General features: G+C 44.7%; 15 protein-coding genes. 4 read left to right on the forward strand and 11 right to left on the reverse strand.

Annotated elements, in window-relative coordinates:
• Positions 1–222 precede the first annotated feature (222 nt).
• Positions 223–633 (forward strand): helix-turn-helix domain-containing protein, encoded by a 411-nt coding sequence (locus tag K9M52_RS07905; protein WP_224071517.1) that lies wholly within the window; start codon positions 223–225, stop codon positions 631–633.
• A gap of 148 nt (positions 634–781) precedes the next feature.
• On the opposite strand, the gene K9M52_RS07910 is transcribed toward K9M52_RS07905, so the two are convergent.
• From K9M52_RS07910 to K9M52_RS07935, 6 genes are all read right to left on the reverse strand, one after another.
• Positions 782–2,389: a SusD/RagB family nutrient-binding outer membrane lipoprotein gene (locus K9M52_RS07910; RefSeq protein WP_224071518.1), complete on the reverse strand. Its 1,608-nt coding sequence runs from the start codon at positions 2,387–2,389 to the stop codon at positions 782–784.
• 32 nt (positions 2,390–2,421) lie between these two features.
• Entirely contained in the window at positions 2,422–5,793 is a 3,372-nt protein-coding gene (locus tag K9M52_RS07915; RefSeq protein ID WP_224071519.1) for a SusC/RagA family TonB-linked outer membrane protein, read from the reverse strand.
• 244 nt (positions 5,794–6,037) lie between these two features.
• On the reverse strand, positions 6,038–7,195 hold the full coding sequence (locus tag K9M52_RS07920; protein WP_224071520.1) for a FecR family protein: 1,158 nt from the start codon (positions 7,193–7,195) through the stop codon (positions 6,038–6,040).
• 108 nt (positions 7,196–7,303) lie between these two features.
• Positions 7,304–7,870, reverse strand: a complete 567-nt coding sequence (locus K9M52_RS07925; RefSeq protein ID WP_224071521.1) for an RNA polymerase sigma-70 factor — start codon at positions 7,868–7,870, stop codon at positions 7,304–7,306.
• Between the two features lie 263 nt (positions 7,871–8,133).
• Entirely contained in the window at positions 8,134–8,958 is an 825-nt protein-coding gene (locus K9M52_RS07930) for a PI-PLC domain-containing protein (protein WP_224071522.1), read from the reverse strand.
• The gene (locus tag K9M52_RS07935) at positions 8,936–9,961 is read right to left on the reverse strand and encodes a BT4734/BF3469 family protein (RefSeq protein WP_224071523.1); all 1,026 of its coding nucleotides are present in this window, start codon (positions 9,959–9,961) and stop codon (positions 8,936–8,938) included. Before K9M52_RS07935 ends, K9M52_RS07930 begins: the two co-directional genes overlap by 23 nt.
• A 304-nt stretch (positions 9,962–10,265) precedes the next feature.
• On the opposite strand from K9M52_RS07935, the gene K9M52_RS07940 reads away from it, so the two are divergent.
• Complete coding sequence (locus K9M52_RS07940; RefSeq protein ID WP_224071524.1) at positions 10,266–10,739, forward strand: rhodanese-like domain-containing protein; 474 nt, start codon at positions 10,266–10,268, stop codon at positions 10,737–10,739.
• A gap of 195 nt (positions 10,740–10,934) precedes the next feature.
• On the forward strand, positions 10,935–12,764 hold the full coding sequence (locus tag K9M52_RS07945) for an acyl-CoA thioesterase (RefSeq protein WP_224071525.1): 1,830 nt from the start codon (positions 10,935–10,937) through the stop codon (positions 12,762–12,764).
• 14 nt (positions 12,765–12,778) lie between these two features.
• Here the strand turns inward: K9M52_RS07945 and dinB are convergent, their stop codons facing one another.
• The gene (dinB, locus tag K9M52_RS07950; protein WP_224071526.1) at positions 12,779–13,891 is read right to left on the reverse strand and encodes a DNA polymerase IV; all 1,113 of its coding nucleotides are present in this window, start codon (positions 13,889–13,891) and stop codon (positions 12,779–12,781) included.
• Between the two features lie 126 nt (positions 13,892–14,017).
• Here dinB and K9M52_RS07955 point away from each other — a divergent pair, with 126 nt between their 5' ends.
• Positions 14,018–14,386 (forward strand): VOC family protein, encoded by a 369-nt coding sequence (locus tag K9M52_RS07955; RefSeq protein ID WP_224071527.1) that lies wholly within the window; start codon positions 14,018–14,020, stop codon positions 14,384–14,386.
• Between the two features lie 33 nt (positions 14,387–14,419).
• Here K9M52_RS07955 and K9M52_RS07960 read toward each other — a convergent pair whose 3' ends face one another.
• The 4 genes from K9M52_RS07960 to K9M52_RS07975 all read right to left on the reverse strand — a co-directional run bounded on the left by K9M52_RS07960 (position 14,420) and on the right by K9M52_RS07975 (position 20,148).
• The gene (locus K9M52_RS07960) at positions 14,420–15,595 is read right to left on the reverse strand and encodes a metallophosphoesterase (RefSeq protein ID WP_224071528.1); all 1,176 of its coding nucleotides are present in this window, start codon (positions 15,593–15,595) and stop codon (positions 14,420–14,422) included.
• Between the two features lie 137 nt (positions 15,596–15,732).
• On the reverse strand, positions 15,733–16,599 hold the full coding sequence (locus K9M52_RS07965) for an endonuclease/exonuclease/phosphatase family protein (protein WP_224071529.1): 867 nt from the start codon (positions 16,597–16,599) through the stop codon (positions 15,733–15,735).
• 10 nt (positions 16,600–16,609) lie between these two features.
• The gene (locus tag K9M52_RS07970) at positions 16,610–18,265 is read right to left on the reverse strand and encodes a BT_3987 domain-containing protein (RefSeq protein ID WP_224071530.1); all 1,656 of its coding nucleotides are present in this window, start codon (positions 18,263–18,265) and stop codon (positions 16,610–16,612) included.
• Between the two features lie 23 nt (positions 18,266–18,288).
• Entirely contained in the window at positions 18,289–20,148 is a 1,860-nt protein-coding gene (locus tag K9M52_RS07975; protein WP_224071531.1) for a RagB/SusD family nutrient uptake outer membrane protein, read from the reverse strand.
• Positions 20,149–20,177: the final 29 nt, after the last annotated feature.

Consider the following 20,177-nt stretch of genomic DNA (forward strand, 5'->3'; position numbering starts at 1 on the left):
AAGAGTTGATTTAGCCAGCTCATCGAATGGTTCACTTACGCATAAATAAAATATAACGCATTGATTTCTTGTCAGTTAATTCATATATAGGCAAATATCATTCTTAACAGACTCAAAGATACTGATAAAAATCCAATAAAAATAAATATTTATCAGTAAAATATATCGTTTTTTCATCCCTATTAAGATATATGTTAGGCATGAACCTCATTTTTTTGCTATATGGCAGAAAAAATAGGTGATATAATAAGGGCGAGGATTGACGAACTTGGCTATACGCAAAAGCAGGTAGGTGAGAAAATCCACCGTTCACAGAAGACGATACAGAGCCTACTAAACTCAACGACAATTTCCAGTCAGCGCTTGATTGAGCTTAGTGAGGTACTTAATTGCAACTTATTTCTTTTTTTTACCAGGCCCGGCGGCCCGCTGGAAAGATTTGCCCCTGAATCCTGCGATGAAATCCGAAATGAAAACGTGGCGTTGAAAGAAAAAGTCTCCAAACTGGAAGATCTGGTGGACAGAATGCAATCAGATCTGGATCATCAGAGGGAGGTTGTCGCATATATGAAACAGACACTGGAGATTCAACAGGCCTATATACAGAACATGAGCCCAAACAAGGACAAATAGGGCAACAACCCATAAAATCTGTCAACTTGCAATGCTAAGGCTTCTTGAATACTGCCTACACAAATAAGCCCCCGGGATCGCTGGGATACCTCAGGGGCTACAATGAGAGGCCAGATCTGTTGCCTCTTTTATTTAGCGCAGGGTGTTGTTAAAAATTGCTGCCTTTTACATCCCACCAGAGCCTTGTTCCTCCGTTGTCTTCACCTCCCAGTAGGTTCTGGACAGCCTCTTTCACAGCAGAGCCGTTATCTGTAGAATATTCAACTGCCGGGTAAGGAAGACGCCTGATCTGCTCCTCGGTACTGATGGAACCACCACTGTTATTATGTACGACGGGAAATAATTTAGGATAACCCGTTCTGCGATAATCAGCCCATGCCTCCTGACCTTCCGGGAAAACAGCGAGCCATTTCTGCGTAATGATCCGCTCCAATTGCCGCTCTTTGCTGGCAGTACCATCCCATTTAATCGTAATCGTACTAAGTGCCGCACTATTGTTCGCAGCGTTTTTAGGATCCACATACGCGGCTTGCTTTGAGGTATTGTCACTTAAGTAATTACCTATTTTTACTCCCCACTGGTCCATGGAAGTCTTAACGCCCGTTTCATAATCTTCTTTTATATCACCGGCACCGGCCCAGCCTCTAAGCGCCGCCTCCGCTTTCAGAAACCAACACTCGGCTGCAGTCATTACATACTGAGGAGAAGTCTGCTTAAAATTTTCAGCGGTATTCAATGACGCATAACCTACATAATCTGCCTTGGCATTAATTGCAATTCCGATACGGATCCCGATATATTTACCGGCCAGTTTAGGATCCTTTGCCGGAGTCGCATAGGCTGATATTCTGGGATCATGATACCCGGTCAGGTAGGTTCCGAGTGAGGCCCCTAACCTGTTATCTCCCCAGGATTCTGTAATCTGCCATAAATCATTGTTTCTGCCACCTGACTGCTGGACCTTAGCATCGTCAGCAGGCACTGTAAGCAGTCCTGCCTGCTGAGCCAGCGCTTTTTCTCCCTGCGTTTTAGCCAGTTCCGGATCAACCTTTGAAACACGCATAGCCAGTCTCAACCTAAGAGAATTGGCAAACTTGATCCATTGGGTATAATCTCCCTGATAGATCAAGTCGCCATCTCCCAGTGTTGATTTGCCGGGATTAGCAGCCACATAGGTGGTGAGGTTAGCAACAGCAGTGTCTAATTGTTTAAAGAAAGCTTCGTATACAGTTTTCTGATCATCGTAGGGGACAGACTTCACAGAGGTCCCTGCTTGGGTATAGGGAATGGGCCCAAAACGGTCCGTTACCCTATCCATCGCTTCAACCTGCAGAATTAAAGCGACTGCCCATAAATCAGGTAAATTCTCTCTTGCCCCTACTTCCGCAATTTTCTTAACAGGTGCCATCACCAGATTATAAGGATCTTTAAATCCATTCTGATTCCAACTATCCGTCAGCGCGTAATTGAGATTATAGTTAGCAGAAAAAGGCGTCGGCGACATCATATAGCCACTGTAAGCATCTGCGCTTAGGTTCTGCGCCGTCTGGTAATTGCTGAAAATGGCCTGTTCGATAGGCCCGTATGCAGTGCTGAGTTTAGCTATCGTCTGCGCGTCATTTAAGGCGTTAGGGTTTGTATTATACTCTTCAAAGTTCTTGGTACAGGACCCTAACGTTAATAATAGACCGGAAAGCACCATTAAGGCCGTACCGGAGCGTTTAGAAATATATTTATTAGATGTATGTGTATGCATGATCTTGTATTTTTTCGTTTGTCGCGTTTACATTAAAAGGTTAAGTGAAGGCTGAGTCCCATGTAACGGGTAGCCGGCTGATTAAAGACATCCACCCCGGAGAGGCCATTACCAGTGGACATAGTCAGCTCGGGATCAAAAGGAGCTTTCTTGTAGAAGTATATCAGATTACGGCCGATCAACGATGCTTTTATGCTATGGAAAAAACTGTTTTTAACCGGAAACGTATAACCCAAAGAAGCCTCACGCAATCTGACGACCGTTGCACTGTATATATAAGGTTCAGAGATGCCGGAACGGCTTCCGATAGCGCCGTACCATACTTTAGGATCGACTTTGGTGACAGCATTCCCGGCCTCATCAACGCCGTTTACAGCTACATACCCTCTGTCTCTGGCATCGCCGGTCTCTTTAGAGACACCGTATTGATCCAGCACCATTTGTGTCATGGAAAGAACGTGCCCGCCGAACCGGCCATCGACCAGAAAACTCAGGCTAAAGTCCTTATACTGCAGACTGTTGCTCCAGCCCAGCTGAAAGGTCGGATTAGGATTTCCCAAGTAACCGAACCCATTACTTTCCGGGCGGTAAGGGTCGTCATCTGTACCGGAACCTGAGAAAATAACCCTGCCCTGTTCGTCTCTTTTAAAAACGACACCAGAAATATCCCCATAAGAACCGCCTTTCGCAATAATAGATTGATAAGAGTTATTCCCGTTATCGGTCAGGATAAACTGATCAATACCGTTCTTAGCATCCAGGTCAATGATTTCATTTTTATTGCTGGCACCGTTAAATCCTGAGTTCCAGGTGAAATCTTCACTTTTGATCACATCTCCGTTGACGGTAAACTCGATACCCGTATTTTGTATATTACCGGCATTGACATAACCCTTGGAGATCAACGAAGCGATTGCAGGCTGGATCGGAATATATTGATTTCTTGTGTTTGTTTTATAATAAGTAACACTTAGATTTAACCGGTCATGAAAGAAACGCCAATCTGTACCAAATTCAAAAGAGTTTGTCTTTTCTGGTTTTAACTCAGTGAACGGCGCCGCTGTGTTAAACTGCAGCTGACCGGCACTGTTTTGTGTATTCTGCACCCGGGTCAGATAAGGCGGCACCGTGTTACCGACCTGAGCATAAGTACCTCTGATCTTTCCATAATCTACAAATGCCGGCATCTTAAGCACCTGAGAAATGATCAGAGACAACCCGGCAGAGGGATAGAAATAAGAAAAATTCGGCGTAAAAGACAGGTTGGAAGACCAGTCATTTCTGCCGGTTAAAGTCAAAAAAGCCCAGTTATCATAAGACAGATTGGCATTGGCAAATATGGATTGCAGCTGACTATGATTAGGTATAACCGGTTTAGCATTACTTAATGTGACAACAGTGGAACCTGCCAGACCGGCTATCGTATTATCGGAGGAGAAGAAATCCCGTGTAGATAACTCCCCTGCGACCGTCAGGCCATCCAGTTTAGAATCGGTGATGCTGGCACCCACAATACCGCCTACCTTAAACTTAGCAGCCGGATTAGGATCATTGACGGTCAAAATCACGTCACCATATTTCTGGGTAAAGGTCTGGTTGCTGAGATTCATATAGCCATTCCCGTTGGCATCAAAAACCTTGCTGGTTCCGGAATATCGATCATTTTCAAAACGGTCTGTTGTACGGTCCATATTACCCCTTAATTGGATATTCAGCCATTTGGTAAATTCATATTTGACATTACCACTGAGAATGATTCTGTTTCTGTTCGCAACGCTGATGTCTTTATTCAGGATCCACCAGGGATTTTGCTCGATATCCGCTATCTCCGGCCAGTTCTGCCTGGCTTCTCCGATCGAATCCGGATTCAGGTAGTTTGTTTTATAGGGCATAATATCCACACCTCTTGGAAAAAGGTAAAGACCTGTAAGCGGGTTTAGATATAAACCCAAGGCAGGGCTATTATTGATCTTTTGATTAACGAACATGACATTCCCGTCTACAGTTAATTTGTTGTTGAGAAAGTGTCCTGTCTCTCTAAAATTAAAATTATTACGAGAGAGTTTGTTGCCCGGCTCGGTCCCTCTGGCAGAAACATTGGCATATGACAGATAGGTCTGTGCCTTTTCTGAACCGGCAGAGAAACTTACTGAATTGGTCCAGTTGGTCCCATTTTGAAAAAACTCATCCAGGTTATTTCGGGAAGAGCCGTTGATCTTGTCTCCCCAACTCTGAAACCCTGTCCCGTCTGTTGGGCCATAACTATTTTGAAGCTCAGGCTCATAAGCAATATGATCCAGGGAAAAGCTTGAGTTCACCTGAATCGTCGCGTTGCCGGCTTTCCCTTTTTTAGTGGTGATCAGGATAACCCCGTTTTGTGCCTGGCTGCCATAGAGCGCAGCAGCAGAGGCTCCTTCCAATACGGAAATGCTTTCAATGTCTTCCGGATTCAGATTAGAAATACCATCCCCACCGTCAGGACCGCCTCCAAAAGTGCCGTTTTGCTGTCCATTTGCATTGGCAGAGTTCGTAATAGGCACGCCATCGATCACATAAAGAGGTTGGTTATTTCCATTGGCAGAGCGGCTTCCCCTTAAGATGACCTTCGCAGACCCGCCTACGCCGGACGCGCTGGGCGAAATCGTCAATCCTGCTACTTTACCATTCAGGGAGTTCATCATATTATCAGTCTTGACGGTGTTGAGCTGGTCACCGCTAACACTCTGAACATTATAAGACAGCGATTTCTGCGTTTGTTTCACACCAAGGGCCGTCACCACAAGATCCTGTAACCCAGATCCCGGCAATGGCTTCATAGTAATAGCCAGCGTATTTTGACCGGCAACTGAGACCTCCTCAGTCTGATACCCCACATAACTTACAACAAGTGTGGCGCCATCCGGCACCTCAAGCGTAAAAGCGCCATTATCTGCTGTAATGGTGCCTTTATTGGTGCCTTTAATCTGAATGCTGACCCCTGCCATAGGCTGACCTGCTTCATCTTTCACCGTTCCGGATACCTTTTTGAGTTGCGCTTCCGCCATAGACCGGGATATTATGATCACCCTGTTATCCAGCATCTTATAATTAAGGCGCGTTCCGGAAAATAAGTTTTTCAACAGATCATTCAGTGGGATATCTTTCTCTTTTAAGTTGATCAGCGTGTTTTCAGGTAACTGGTTGTCGCTATAAAAAAAGCGGCAATTGGCCTTCTGCTCAATAGAGGACAACGCTTCCTTTATGGTCGCATTTTTAAATTTCACCGTCAGTTTTTGGGAATAGGTTCTGGCCGATACCTGCAAACAGGTGGCCAGTAATAAAACAACACTGAGCTTCATGTAGAGAATTGCTTTTAAGCGGAGCTTCCCAATAGGATACCCCCTATGAAACGAACATTTTTTCATACCTTTCGATTAAGTTTTTAATGTTGATTAAAAATGGGTGCATGTCTTTTCAGAGACATACACAAGCAGGCAGTTCCAGCTACCTGTGGTACGGGGAATGGGTCCAATCATTCCTCGTATTTTTTTGTCAGAAGTTTTGGTTCCCTTACGGTATGGGGTCATGTAACCGTAACAATTTTTTCATTTTTTCAATCAGATTTACAAGTTAAATAATGATCAGGTGATTCTCTTGGCTTCGTTTAAACTAATAAATACGGACTTTACGACCCTGGATCTCATACTGAAAGGGCTGAATCATTTGTAATTCGCTTAGCGCCTCCTGAAAAGCTTCCTCTTTAAAGACACCCGTAAATATATAGTTTGCGACATTTGCATTCGTAATGTCGATGTCTACATCGTACCACCTTTCCATGTTCCTGGAGAGGTCCTCGAAAGTTATCGCATTAAAGGCCAGCTGATGCTGCATCCAGGCTGTTTCCAGCATAATAGAATCTCCGCCTGATTTAATTTTGGGTTTTAATTTCGCCACATAATAACCCGTAGCTGCAATGGAACCGGTACCTGAAATACGGTTCTCAATTGAATCCAGATGGAGCCCGTCTTGCTGCTCCGCATTTTTTATACGGAGGAACTTGCCCGAACGTAGAACTTTGGTATCAAAAACGATTTTTTCGTTGGGCTTCAGTCGTATCATCTGTTCTGGATGATTTTTGGGATAGACCTCTACTGAGCCATTAATAAGGGTCGTTTCCATTCTATCTTCATATGTGTAGGCCTTTACATTGAACCGGGTTCCCAGGTCTTTAATATCCAGATATTCTGTATGAATAATGAATGTGCGTTTGGGATCGTGACGGATATCGAAAAACGCTTCTCCTTTTAAATAAACCTCCTTAATGGGAGCAGACGCGAAATACTTGGTATAAGAGAGTTCACTTCCGCTGTTGAGCCAGACTTTAGTGCCGTCCGGAAGCGTTACCTGTTTTTGATTGCCGTTATGGACTATAATAACCGTGTCCCCTCCTGTGTTAACCTTGCCCGCCTTTTTAAATAGCATACTAAGCCCCAATGCGAACAATATTATCGCAGCGGCGGCTACCCAGATCCTGGTTTTTTGATACCAGGGCCGGTTCGGGGCAGCTGCCGCCGGGGAAAATGCCAGATCCGCATCTAAAGGTTCTTTCTCCAGCCTGGCCCGGTGCTTTTCCCAGAACTCCAGACTATCTGCCCCTTTTGCAACAGCCAGTTGACGCCAGTAGGCGTCCAGCTGAGCATAAGTTGCCAGAGAGACATTATTAGCTGGATCGTTTTGTAAACGTTCCAGCTCTGCTGCCTCTTCTCCCGAAAGCGCCCCATCTTGCTGTTTACTGAGTAAAACCCAGAGCCTGACCGTATTGTCCATAGAATATGATTGAAGTGAAAGAACTCCAATATCTATAAAGACAACATTTTTTAACAATACCCCTAAAAGAGGAGAATTTATTTTTTTAGTGGTGGCACCGGCAGCCCATCAATCCAACGCCTGGTGAAGTTTTTTAAACGCAATGGCCATTTGGGCCTCTATTGTTTTTATGGATACCTTTAATAAAGTAGCGGCTTCTTTGTACTTGAGCCCGTTTTCTTTAACCAGCTGGTAAATAAGCCTGCACTTAGGAGGCAGTTGTTCGATCGCCGCCCGTACCCGGCCATTCAATTCTGCAAATTCGATCAAAGCCTCGGGATCCGGGTCACTGCATTTTAGCCGGGGAGTGGAACTGTCCCAATCGACAAAACCGTCGCCAGTGGTTTCTAGTAATCCGAGATGTTTGTTTTTCAGATAGTTAATGGCCCGGTTACGGGTGCTTATATATAAGTAGAGGCGCAGATCCTTCACCGAAACCAGATCCCTTCTTTTCTGCCAGATCTGGATCAGCACATCAGAAACGACTTCTTCTGCCAGTGGTAAATAGCGCACAATCGATATCGCGAACCGCAAAAGATCCGCAAACACCATGTGAAAAATGGCTTCGTAGGCTTTCAGGCCACACGGGCCGCTCAACGCTGTCTGCTCTGACTCTAACCTCTTTTTGTCAATCATTATAAGAAGATTGCCTAAAATCGGGGGCAAAGTACAAACAATTGTTCTTTAGGAAAAATGCAATTCCTGGTAAAACGGAGAAATCAGTCTATGGGAAATAAAGTTATGGACAATTATAAATTTCTATAATCGTTCATAACTATCAAAAATAACCACTTATGGACAAGTATAGCTTTCGATATCTGTCCACAACTATTAAATTAAAATATCCATAATACATAAAACGCTATGAAATAAGATGAAAAATTAAATAGCGCCTATCATTACTTCAAGCTTTCTTGCAACGCCCGAATTTTATCCGTGTTAATATAATCAACACCCAGCGTTTCCATCAGGCGCCAGGCAGCCGGATTATCCGGGGCATTCCAGAAGCGGATTTTCTTGCCGGCTTTATGGGCCGCTGTTACCGCAGACACCAACTTTTTATAATCGGTATCTGCGATCCTGCCATCTCCATTCCATGTCGAATAATTCGCAAAATTATCACTGAGCATATACACTTTCTTCATAGCGGCTTTGCTATATGAACGCCCCGGCACTCCGTCAAAAAAAATACCTGCTGTGGCCTTTGCCATCACGCTGTCACTGGGGATATTTCCTGTGAATGTAAATCGCAGCTGCCGGCTATTTCTTAATGCCTTATAAGAGCGGATCAGGGCGACTCCCTTTTGATAGGCCGGGCTATCCTTCGGATCTTTCAGATCAATCAATAATTCTAACTGAGCATTATGGCTGACATAGGGATAACCGCCATTCTCTTCCACATGGCGGGCCAGCGGCTCCAGATACATAGCAGCAAGTGTCTTTGTGGGATTAACGTCTTTTTTATTATGGGCCACCAACAGCTTTCCGTCCACTAAATAAATATCTGCTTCAATAGAACCGAATCGGGCATTATAGGCCTCCGTAAAATAATTCGCCTGCTCATAGTCATTATGCGAATGGGCATTCTGTACGCTATACCGGCCTGTTGGTGATTCTCTCGTGTGGCTGGCAGTACAGCCCGCAAGCAGGCATAAACATACAATAACAATCAAGGGACGGACAGTTGTCCAATCATGGCGCTTACGCCGTATTTTCTGATTCATCTTCATTTAATTTGAGGGGACTTTGTCCGTCTTGCCGGAATCCCAGTTTGCCGGCATAAAATAATAAAGAATTCAATTTTATACGCCCGTCTGCGTTTTTGTAACAATAATAAAACATCGCACGACAGGCCGGTTCATCAAACCGGGTACCGTCCATTGCACACAGGCGCAGATAGTAAGCCAGACCAACCTTAAAGGTAAAAGCCTCTGAAAGTGCATAGGCGATCCGATACCACTGTTCATATGAAGCTGTAATACTTTTTGCGCTTTCTTGCAGAAAGCGAATAACGGCTTCTACCAGTGCCTTCTCTTCAGCTTTATTTTTAAATTGAAGCCGCCTTTTGTCCTCACTGATTACAAAAGGTTGCTGCGCATTACCGGCTTTTGGCCATTCTCTTAGATCCAGTTGATCGACCATAAAAGGCTGTGTATGTTGTTTGATCACCAGATCAGGATCACTGGAAAGAAAACAAAGTCTGGTAATATCGCATCCGCTTTCATCGAGTTCCAGTTCATAATTATCAAAAAAATACCGGGCCAGTTTCTGGAAGGCCTTCTTATGAGAAGCTGCTATGGCCTCTTTTTTAACCTGAAATTCATATTCCAGGGCCACCAGCCCTTTATAGCCTTTTCCAGAGGGAGATAACCAATAAGAAAATACATAGAGGTCCTGCTCCAATACACCTGCCGTTTCCTCCAGTTCTTTCTCATTCAGCTTATCAATATCCAGAACCAAAATATAATTGTAGGCCTTGAGCGTTTCCGTCTTACGTTGATGATCGAACCTGCCACAAAAGGTTACAGCCGGCAATCCCCGCTTATACATGGTAAAAGACTCCAGGTCGCCGGCAGACTGGAAATGCCTGATCTGATCAATTTCAGCCTCCAGTTCTCCCGACTGTATTTTGTTCAGGACCGCATATATAGTGATCTCTTTTTCTATGGGTAGCCATATCTGTGATTGCCAGCTAACGGGCAGTGATAATAATTGTTGAGTGTCCATGCTTTAGGTATTTAGATTGCCGGTCCGGTTATTTACAGGAGGCGATACAGGATCGCTCCTTCAGGTGCCTGATTGAAAATAAATAATCATCGTCAACACATACCTGTTCAATTTTACGGGGGAAGATATCGCAATTTTACGGCCCGGCCAAAAGGGCTGTCCGGCAACAGTATGATTTGCCGCCATTTGCTGTTAAAATTGGCTATTTACTCAGGTATCTAATAGCAAATCGGTAATTTTACCTTTTGAGATGCGGCTTCCTGAGTTGCTCGCAATCTGAATATGATCCGTAAAATAATGTAGCATGATAGCATTCAAACGAACGCAACTGATATCCATTCTATTTAGTCTGGTTTTTATGGTTACGCTGCAGACGACGCTCTTTGCGCAATCTGCTCCGCTGACCCAGCAGGAACCCTGGACAGTGACACAGCTGGTAGCACCTGCTGACCTGGCCAGAACAATAGAAACAGGCGCCAGGGAACAACAACCGCTTCTATTAAGTGTCGGACCTGCTGCTATGATCAAGGGTTCCATTGATATTGGGCCGGCTTCAGATAAGGAAGGCCTGAATAAATTAAAAGCAGCGTTAGAAAAACAACCTAAAGACAGGGAAATCATCATCTACTGCGGCTGTTGCCCCTTTGCCCACTGCCCCAATATCCGGCCGGCTTTCCGCTTATTAAAAGAGATGCACTTTACCCATGCCAGGCTATTGAATCTGGAACATAATATCCGAACTGACTGGATAGATAAAGGCTATCCTTCTGAAAATTAAGCGCATACATCAATATCCGGCAGCTCCAGTGAAAAATGTTTACTTTTGCACCGGCCGCCGGAATCAGGTTATCATACGCCCGGAAAAACAAGTGGCCCACTGATTTAAATGAAAAACAATCACCTTTCCGTTCAGGTCATCCATATTATCCATTAAAATTATTATCTATAAGGGCTTTGACTGTCCTACATCACTATGAAATCATCTGCTTCTAAATCCCTTTTTTGGGGAACCTCTGTAGCATTATCCTGGACCTGGGGACTTGGGCTCTTTTTCGCGGTGCAATTTACCTTTCAGTTTGGCTTAAAAGGACTCCTTTCCTTTGCCATTCCCAATGCCATTGGTTTATTCCTGTTTGGTGCCGGTACAGCCGCAATATCCAGAAAGGCAAAACCTGGCCAGTCCCTGGAATCGGTATTCCAGAAATGGTCTTCCAAATTTTCCACTGTTTTTCTCTTCTATCAGTTTATCGCATTATCACTGACCATATTTGCGCTGACCCGGTACCTGTTTCAGCCGTTAGATCTGGCCAACCCGGCATTATTATTAATACTGGTGGTTATCGCATTGTTGGCTATTGCCTTTTTATTAGGCGAACAGTTCGGTATTTCCAAAATAAAATACAGCCATGCATTTTTCTACCTCGTGCTGGTGATATTAAGTATTTACATCTGGCTCCAGAAAGACACGGTTACCTCGATTCCGATAACAGGTTCAATACCCGGAAATGAGCTTAATTTCTGGGGCTATCTAATTCCAGTCTGTGTGGGCTTTTTCACAGGCCCCTGGCTGGATCTGCAGCAATGGCAGCGGGCCATTGAAATGCAGAAAGAAAAGACCTCTATTACCGGTGCCTATCTGGTAGGCTCCTTACTGTTCTTTGCGATCCTGCTGTTCCACGGGAACCTCACGTTGTGGGTCATGGAACAGGGAGCAGCCGTTTATGCAAGAAAAGGAATTGATGGCATCTTTTATGCACAGGATATGATCACCCGGTTCTTTACGGGGAACGGCGCGCATGCCGCAGACTGGTTACCCCTTGCATACTTTGGATTTCTGGTCATTTGTATCATTACGACGCTGGATAGTGGTTATATAGCCGTTAAATGGCATTTACACCACCATGTAAAGGAGGGCAAAAATATGCTCTACTCTATATTGCCCAAGAACCTGCTAACCTCTCCTATTCCTTTATTTGTGGCTTGTGGCGTCACCGCCCTCGTCGCCATTGAAGCGAATCTTGAACTGGAGTATTTTATGGTGTTGTATGCGACATATTTTGTCACCTACGCCATGATACTTATCATCCGGTCTTTGAATAACCCATCACCCGACACGAGATTACCGAAAACAAAAATTTTCGCCATTAGTTGCCTCTCACTGGTCCTGGCAGGTTTGGGGTATATCCATATGGAGCCGGCATTACTGATTACCGGCACCCTTATACCCGTGTTGATCGGTGGGTGGCTGGCGACCAGGAAACAGTCAGATATAGCGCCAACAGTCACAAATAATACCGATCTCCCGGCTGACAAGGTCTTTGATACTGCGCCTGCAAAAATATCAGAGGCCGGTACCGGAGAACCCGGCACCGATAATATCGCCAGTGAGTACGTGCAGGATAAATGGTATGTACATGCCTTTAGAGCCACATACGGGGATACGAACTCTGTAGGGAATGTTTATTTTGGCATGTATGCCATGTGGGTAGGCAAGACCAGAGAGTTGTTCTTTAATTACTGCCTGCCTGATTTTGACCTGAAAAAAACAGCTTTCCTGATCCTGACCAGGTCTTTTGAACACAAATTTGCGCTGGAAGCCAGAGAGTTTGATATCATTAAAGTAAAGATCCGTGTTAAGAGTTTCAACCGCAAATTTGCCACTCTGGAACACCGGATTGTCGATCAAAAGGAAAGGCTCTTGGGAAAAGGCACGCAATCACTTTTATTTGTCGCTGCCGACACCTATGAACAGATGGATATACCGGCAGAAGTGCTGGCCGCCTTTACGCCTTTTACGACATAGTGTCCCGCAATCGTCTAAAATAGTTTTAACTGGATGGGGCCGCCGGCCCCATTTTCACGATCCTCATCAGCATTGGGCATATTAAAATTAGAAACACCGATGCCCAATAAACGTACTTTTTTTTCTGTGAGGTCTGTCTTGTCCAAAATCTGCCGGGTCAGCATCTGAATCATCGGCTCATCCTCAATGAATCCATCTACAGACCTGCTTCTTGTAATGATCGTAAAATCATGAAATTTAAACTTTAAGGTAAGCGTCCTGCCCTTAAGGCCATTTCTTTTCAGACGCGCCTGCAGCTTAGCTGTTAAGAGGAGAAATTCTTCCAGCATGGCTTCCTTGGTGGTAAGGTCCTCCTGATAGGTGTCCTCCACGCTGACCGATTTAGTTTCCCGATACGGTGTCACAGGGCGGTTGTCGATGCCTCGAACTATATTGTAATAGAACCTGCCGACTTTACCAAATAATCGAACGAGGTCGGCCTCCTGATATGTTTTAAGATCTGCTCCCTTGTATATGCCCATGGCTTTCATCCGGGCAGCTGTTACTTTTCCGACCCCATGAAACTTCTCTACCGCCAGCCCTTCCATAAAAGCTTCTATCCTGGAAGGTCCGATAAAAGTTAATCCGTCGGGCTTATCCAGATCAGAAGCAATCTTGGCTACAAATTTACTGATGGAAACACCTGCCGAAGCCGTCAGGTTCAATTCTTCCCGTACCGCTTTTTTAATTTCCCTGGCGATGTCCATTGCATAACCAATACCCAGCTTGTCTTCTGTGACATCTAAATAAGCTTCATCCAGGGACAAGGGTTCAATAATATCAGTATACCGGTGAAAGATTTCATGCAACGACCTGGAAACAGCTTTATATACATCAAAACGCGGATGGACAAAGATCACCTCCGGGCAAAGCCTTTGTGCGGTTTTGGATGGCATCGCGGAATGAATGCCAAACTTCCTGGCTTCATAGGAAGCTGTAGCGACCACGCCGCCACGTCCTTCAGGAGAACCACCCACTACCAGCGGCTTCCCTCTTAATTCAGGAAAATCGCGCTGTTCCACAGATGCGTAAAAGGCGTCCATATCGATATGGATGATTTTGCGTTGTATGGGAGCTGCATGGGACATTGTCAGATAATATCTGACTACAAAGTAAGGTAATAAACGATCAAAATAGCGGCAATTTTACTAAATTTACCTGTATTTGTACATGCAGGGAATTGATCCGCTTCTATGTCTCATTAAAATTGAACCATGCAAATCAACGCCAAATCCACCAGGCCCTTTATCGGTGCAAAAGACATTACGCTGTCCACCGCTTTCTATACAGCCATCGGTTTTGAGGTAAGATTAGTGGCCCCTAAGCTCTACCTCTGTTCAAATCAAAAAGTGCAGTTCTATTTGCAGGATTACTATATAAAGGACTGGATCGATAACACAATGTTATTTATTGAAGTAGAGGATGTAGATCAGTGCTATCGAGAGCTGGCCGCCCTTGACTTACCCGGCGGATTCAAGGGAGCCAGGCTAACACCCATCAGAGATAACACCTGGGGCAGGGAATGCTTTCTGCACGACCCCTCCGGCATATTGTGGCATTTTGGCTCATTTCATCAGCGCTAAAATAAAACCGGCCAACTTATCAGCCTGTTGACATCAACGGGCCGACTTTGCCGTATATTCTTTATCAAAGGAAACCTTGCCGTCCAACCCATAGATCTTCACATTCAATTGATCACCGCTGGTATGGGCAGCAATACATGAGTTATTAGAATTTACCAGTATAGGGAAATTGAACGCTGTACCTGGTTGTTCATACAGGTACCTGTGGAGATGGCCGCAAAGCATGATATCGATGTCGGCTTTATTCAGAATGGGCACAAACTTATCTAATACTTCTTTTTGACCATGCCATACATTTTTAATGGGGATCGGTGGCATATGCGCAATAACGACTTTAAATTTTGCTTTTTTAAAAGCATCTGTGGCGACCACTTCTTTTAGCCATTCAGCCTGCTCGGTACGGTACTGATCATAGCTGGTAATACCTGAATATTCTATATCGCTGTCAGGTTTGTCCTCTCCTGTATCAAGAAAGATAAAATAAACCGGTCCCTGTTGAACGGTAAAATACAGATGCGGCACACGCGGGCAGAAATAGTCCTGAAAGTGCGTAGCGAATTCTCCACGCGTCTCATGATTACCCCTGGCATAATATAATGGCTTCGTTTTGGCGAACAGATCAATGGCTTCATCCATAAACCCTTCGAAAATATGTTCGCTGCTCTTAAACTGGGACACCATATCGCCATTGAAAATGACCATATCTTTGTCTTTATAGTTTGCATAATTAAGCAAGGGGGTGATGACATTTTTGCGGGCATGTACATCATTTAAGATAACGAAGGATGTTTCTGATTTGGTGAGGTCGTTTGTCTTGAACGACAAGGACTCCCGCACGCTATTTGCTACAATATCACCATAATGGACGCGGGTCCCGACATGAGACAGGATCTCCTGGGCATAGATCCTGTAGCGGTAAACTGTGTTGGGCTTCAAATTTGTCAACCTTACTGCATGCAGTTTAGACGCGTTTTTTACCCCGTTGATGGCATCAAAAAACTGGGGACGTTCTACCGAATAGTAGTTGGATCCATCATCCGGTGCAATCTCCACCCATCCAACAGATTCGTTGGTGACTTCCCACACAATGGTTACTTCCGTATTGCTGAGGTTCTGCAAATAGGGGCCGTGTAGAATTTTAATACCGTCAGCGAACGTCAATAATGGAATGCACAACAAAAATAGGAGGAACAGGTTTGTCTTTTTCATGCTTATAATTTGTATTCCCTTGAAATTACAATAAATTTTTGGTTCAGGACCAGTTGACCTATTCTCTATCCGCTATCGCAGATAGGGATAGAATGGTATTAAGGCATTTTGCCCACTGTCTAAAATCAGAGAAACATCTATTTCAGTTTTATCTCTGCCATAACAGGTAAATGATCGGAAGCCGTTGCCCCGGCCACCGCCTTATAGCTTTTAAACTCAAAATCACTGCTGGAACTAATCATGATATAATCTATGGTTCTGTCCGGTCCGTCATAGGGAAAACTGAGCGGGCAGGCCTTACCATTGCATCCTGCTGTAAACTCTTGTGACAGAATACGAATCGTTTCACTTTGGGGAGTGGCATTCAGATCACCACCCAAAATTAACGGTAGCTTTAACTGAGGCAGAATATCGTTCACAATCGTATTTGCCTGTAATATTCTGTTCTCTTCTGTTGCCAGATGGTCCAGATGTGTAGACGCAAATAAGATCGCCTTTCCTTCGGCTCTCACTTTAATCATGGCGATATCTCTGGGCTCTGATCCCGCCACCTTAAAGGGCAGGCTATATCTGAAACTTTCTTCAATAGGATATTTTGATAAAACCGCATCTCCATATTGTCCGCCATCGTAGTCCATCGCCTTGGCAAAATAAGCGTGCATGCCCGTCAATTCTCCCAATTTTTTTGCTTCATCCAGGCTGACACCGGATCTTTTGGTATGGACATCCACTTCATTTAAACTGACCAGGTCCGGCTTCTGACTTTTTATGACCGCGGCTGTTGCCTCCAAATCGATCACATTTTCTGCCTGACCGGGAGGGTTTCCTCTATGAATATTATAGGTCATGACCCGAATGATCTTTTCAGTCGCAGGCGGGTCAGGATCGGGAGGAACCGTCTTACCTCCCTTTGGGGCTGAACTCTTTGCGCAGCCTGACAGGCCCATCAGCAACAGGAGAATGGCCCAATTACCCAACCGGTTCAACTGAACCTTACAAGACATCAACTCCGGATTAATCAACATAGAATTTCACTTTTAAAACAACCGGTAAATGGGTCCCGACAGCTGTCTGCCCAACATGATAGTCCAATACTGAGAAATCATTAGCGGATTTATATAAAATATAATCAGAATAAGACTTAGGATCTGAAGCCGGAAAGTTCGGCGGGCAGTCCTGACAAGGTCTCGTGAACTCCGTGGTCAACACACCATAGCTATCTGAGGTGTTGGAAGGATTTGCATTAAAATCGCCCGCCAGAATAACCGGGCCATCATAGCCTTTCATGATATCCATCAGTTCGGGCACCTGCATCTCATTTCTGATCGTGCCATTGGCATTAAGGTGTGTACCTGCAAATATCAGGGGGTATTTACCGTCAACCAGCACCTTGGTAATGGCCAGGGGGCCCTTTTCTGATTTTGAAGAGGAAAGCATAAAGGTTTTGGTCACCGAGGCATCAATGGGGTATCTGGAGAATATCGCGCTGCCATATTGTCCCCCCTGATAATCCAAGGCATTGGCAAAAACATAATAAGGCATTCCAAGCAGCGCAGCCAGTTCTTTGGGCTGATCTTTTGGACCGCTTCTGGTCGTATTTACATCCAGTTCACGCACCAGCAACAAATCGGGCTGATAAGACTTTATACTGGCAGCCAGGGCCTCCATATCATTGTAGCCACTTCCCTTTCCGTAAGAAACCACCGTTAACTCAACACCATTTTTGGTCGCCTGTATCAAATAATAAAGTGTGGATTTTGAATCACTTATTTTGATTTTGCTACTTGCGGGCAGCGCTGCAGAGGCTTCCTTTATCTGAACCGGCAGCAGGTACTCTACGAAAGGTGTCAACATGCCTTTAGTCTTCACTTTTATATCGACAGGGTCACTGCTACCTGTTTGCGAGTGGATCTTGCCACTGGTTTGAACAAGCTCAAAGCTGCCGGCAGGCATTTTTTTATAATCGGTCCCGTTTCGCAGATTGAAGCTATCTACCAACTTTTCAGGGGAGGCAAAACCGACAGTAATGTCTGTTGGAAGACTATCGTCTGCAGTTGCTTTCGCGGTGAAAGAAATCGTCTGGGCCGTGTCCGCCATATTCATCAATTTGCTTACCGGGTTTTTATCGGTGCCTTCCATTTCAACATTAATAATGTTATACTTGGCATCTACGAGAAAATAAGTAACACCAAGCCCTTCGCTATTTTTGATACCTTTTGTCGTACTGACCTCAATAGGCAGCAAATATTGAACCCCGTGCTCCAGCTTTCCAATGGTACTTACTTTCAAAGCAAGCGGTTTTGTACTCAATTTCCCTTTGGCAATGACCGCATCGGTGGCCTCCATTACATAACTTTCAGCCGGCAGCAGCTGATAAGCTGTGTTATTCTTTACATTAAAACTATCGACCAAGGCAGGTGCCACACTAAAATGCACACTGATATCAGCCACAGGATAATCCACGCCACCATAGTCTGCTCCATAGATTAAAGTCTGTGCCGTATCAGACATAATAAAGTGATAGGTCACCGGATTACCGCCTGCCTGAGGCATATATATCCTTTCATAGGCTTCAGGTGTCGCAATATCCGTATCGTATTTACAACTACCTAAATAAAGGGCAGACATCAGTAACCACCCTATTAACGCTAAATATCTTTTATTCATCATGACTATTTACAGATTTAAATAAATTACCAGCCGGTATTCTGAACCATATTTTCATCCCGGTCCATAACCGACTGTGGAATGGGGAATAAATAATACTTGGGCAGAAAGACCCTGGTCTCGAAAACAAACCGGTTATAGAATGCGGGCGGATTTGCATTAGCATTCATCGAATAAAACTTTCCTCCGTCGGTCTGAGCGGCGATCTTCCATCTTCTGGTGTCAAAATAGCGCCTGTTTTCGAAACATAATTCCACCCATCTCTCATGATGAATCGCCTTGCGCATTTCTGTCTGATTACCGGGAACAGGTAAAGGACTTTCGCCGGTGCCATACTGGGGAACGCCGGCACGCTCCCTGATCTGATTCAGGTATTTTAAAATATCCGGATTACCGGGGTCATATTCATTCAGCGCTTCAACATAGTTCAGCAGTATCTCAGCGTAACGGAACACTAACAACGGGCGGCTTACGTATTTCCCGGTTTTCGGGTCAGAATTGGGGCTGACATTCTTACGCCACAGATAGCCTGTTCTGGAATAGTCCCAGGAACCGTTGCCACCGGATTCTCCATCCCACCAGGGCTCATAAATAACAGTGCCAAGGCTGCTTGTTGTATTAATCCAGGGCCTTCCTCCATAAGATATATTTACGTAAAAACGCGGCTCCCGGCCTACCCACATATTAAAGGTGGACCGGGCTTTAGGATCATCAAATGCCTGAAAATCAGAAAAACCGGTTTCTGAATAGCCCGACGCCGGATTAATAACCGGCGAGCCATCTGCCTTGTATCCGAGAATCGGGCGCTGGCCGTTACTCATTTCGAATTCATCCACGATCTTCTGGGTCGGCCCGATGCTGGCATATCCACTGGCTTTCCTGGGGGTAAGGCCCCGTTCATTGATCACATTGGCATTCTGATAACTGAATATCCATTCCTTATTAAATGTTGTCAGGAATATGTTTTGCAAAGACAGATATGGGTTGATCTTACCACCCGATCCCGTTTCTTTGTATAGCTCAAAGCGATTCATATCAATAATCTCTTTGGCAGCATCTGCAGCTTTCTTCCATTTATTATTATCCAGCTTCGTATCAATAAGCTGGGTACCGTCGTTATTTTTCAGACCGGCATAATCCTTATTACCATTAAATAAAGGGCTCGCGGCATATAGCAATAATGCACTTTTCATCGCTTTACAGGCGGCCGCCGTTGCTCTCCCATAATCCAGCTTTGACTGGTCAGTGTAACTGACCGGCAAATCTTTGGCTGCCTGATCCAGTTGCCTTGCTACATAGTCTACGCAGGAGTCCATCGGGCTTCTGGACAAGGCCAACAAGGGATCATCTGATTGTAAATCGGGAGGGATTACAGTTTCGGGCAAGATAACAACAGGACCATACTGCATGATCAGGCGGGCATAAAAGAAAGCTCTTAAGAACCTGGCCTCTGCACTATATTGGGTAATTAACTGTTGCCCGTTGCTTAATGCCAATATCTGTGCATTGCCGCCGATATGCTCGATAAAATAAGAGGCAGACCGGATACCTTTGTAATAATTGGACCAGGTATCATAATATCCCGAAGCTGCCGTCCAGTTACCGAGATTCATCTGGTAGGAAGCATAGTAGGCCGTTTCCCTGTTGTAGGTAATATCTGTTTCATCCGACAACCCTTCCCAGGGGTTACCGGTACTGTTAGGATAAGTATATGCCAGATAGTAATAAATATTAGCCAGGTACTCTTCAGACAGATCTTTTCTCTGGAATACCTGCTCAATGGTGAGTTTATCATCAGGTACCTGATTTAAAAAGTCTTTATTACAACTCAATGTAAGAAGTAGGAGCACCCCTGCTAACCATGTATATTTGATTGATCGTTTCATCTTTATATTTTTTGTCATAGGATGTATAA

This window comes from Arachidicoccus terrestris (genome assembly GCF_020042345.1).
Lineage (GTDB): Bacteria > Bacteroidota > Bacteroidia > Chitinophagales > Chitinophagaceae > Arachidicoccus > Arachidicoccus terrestris.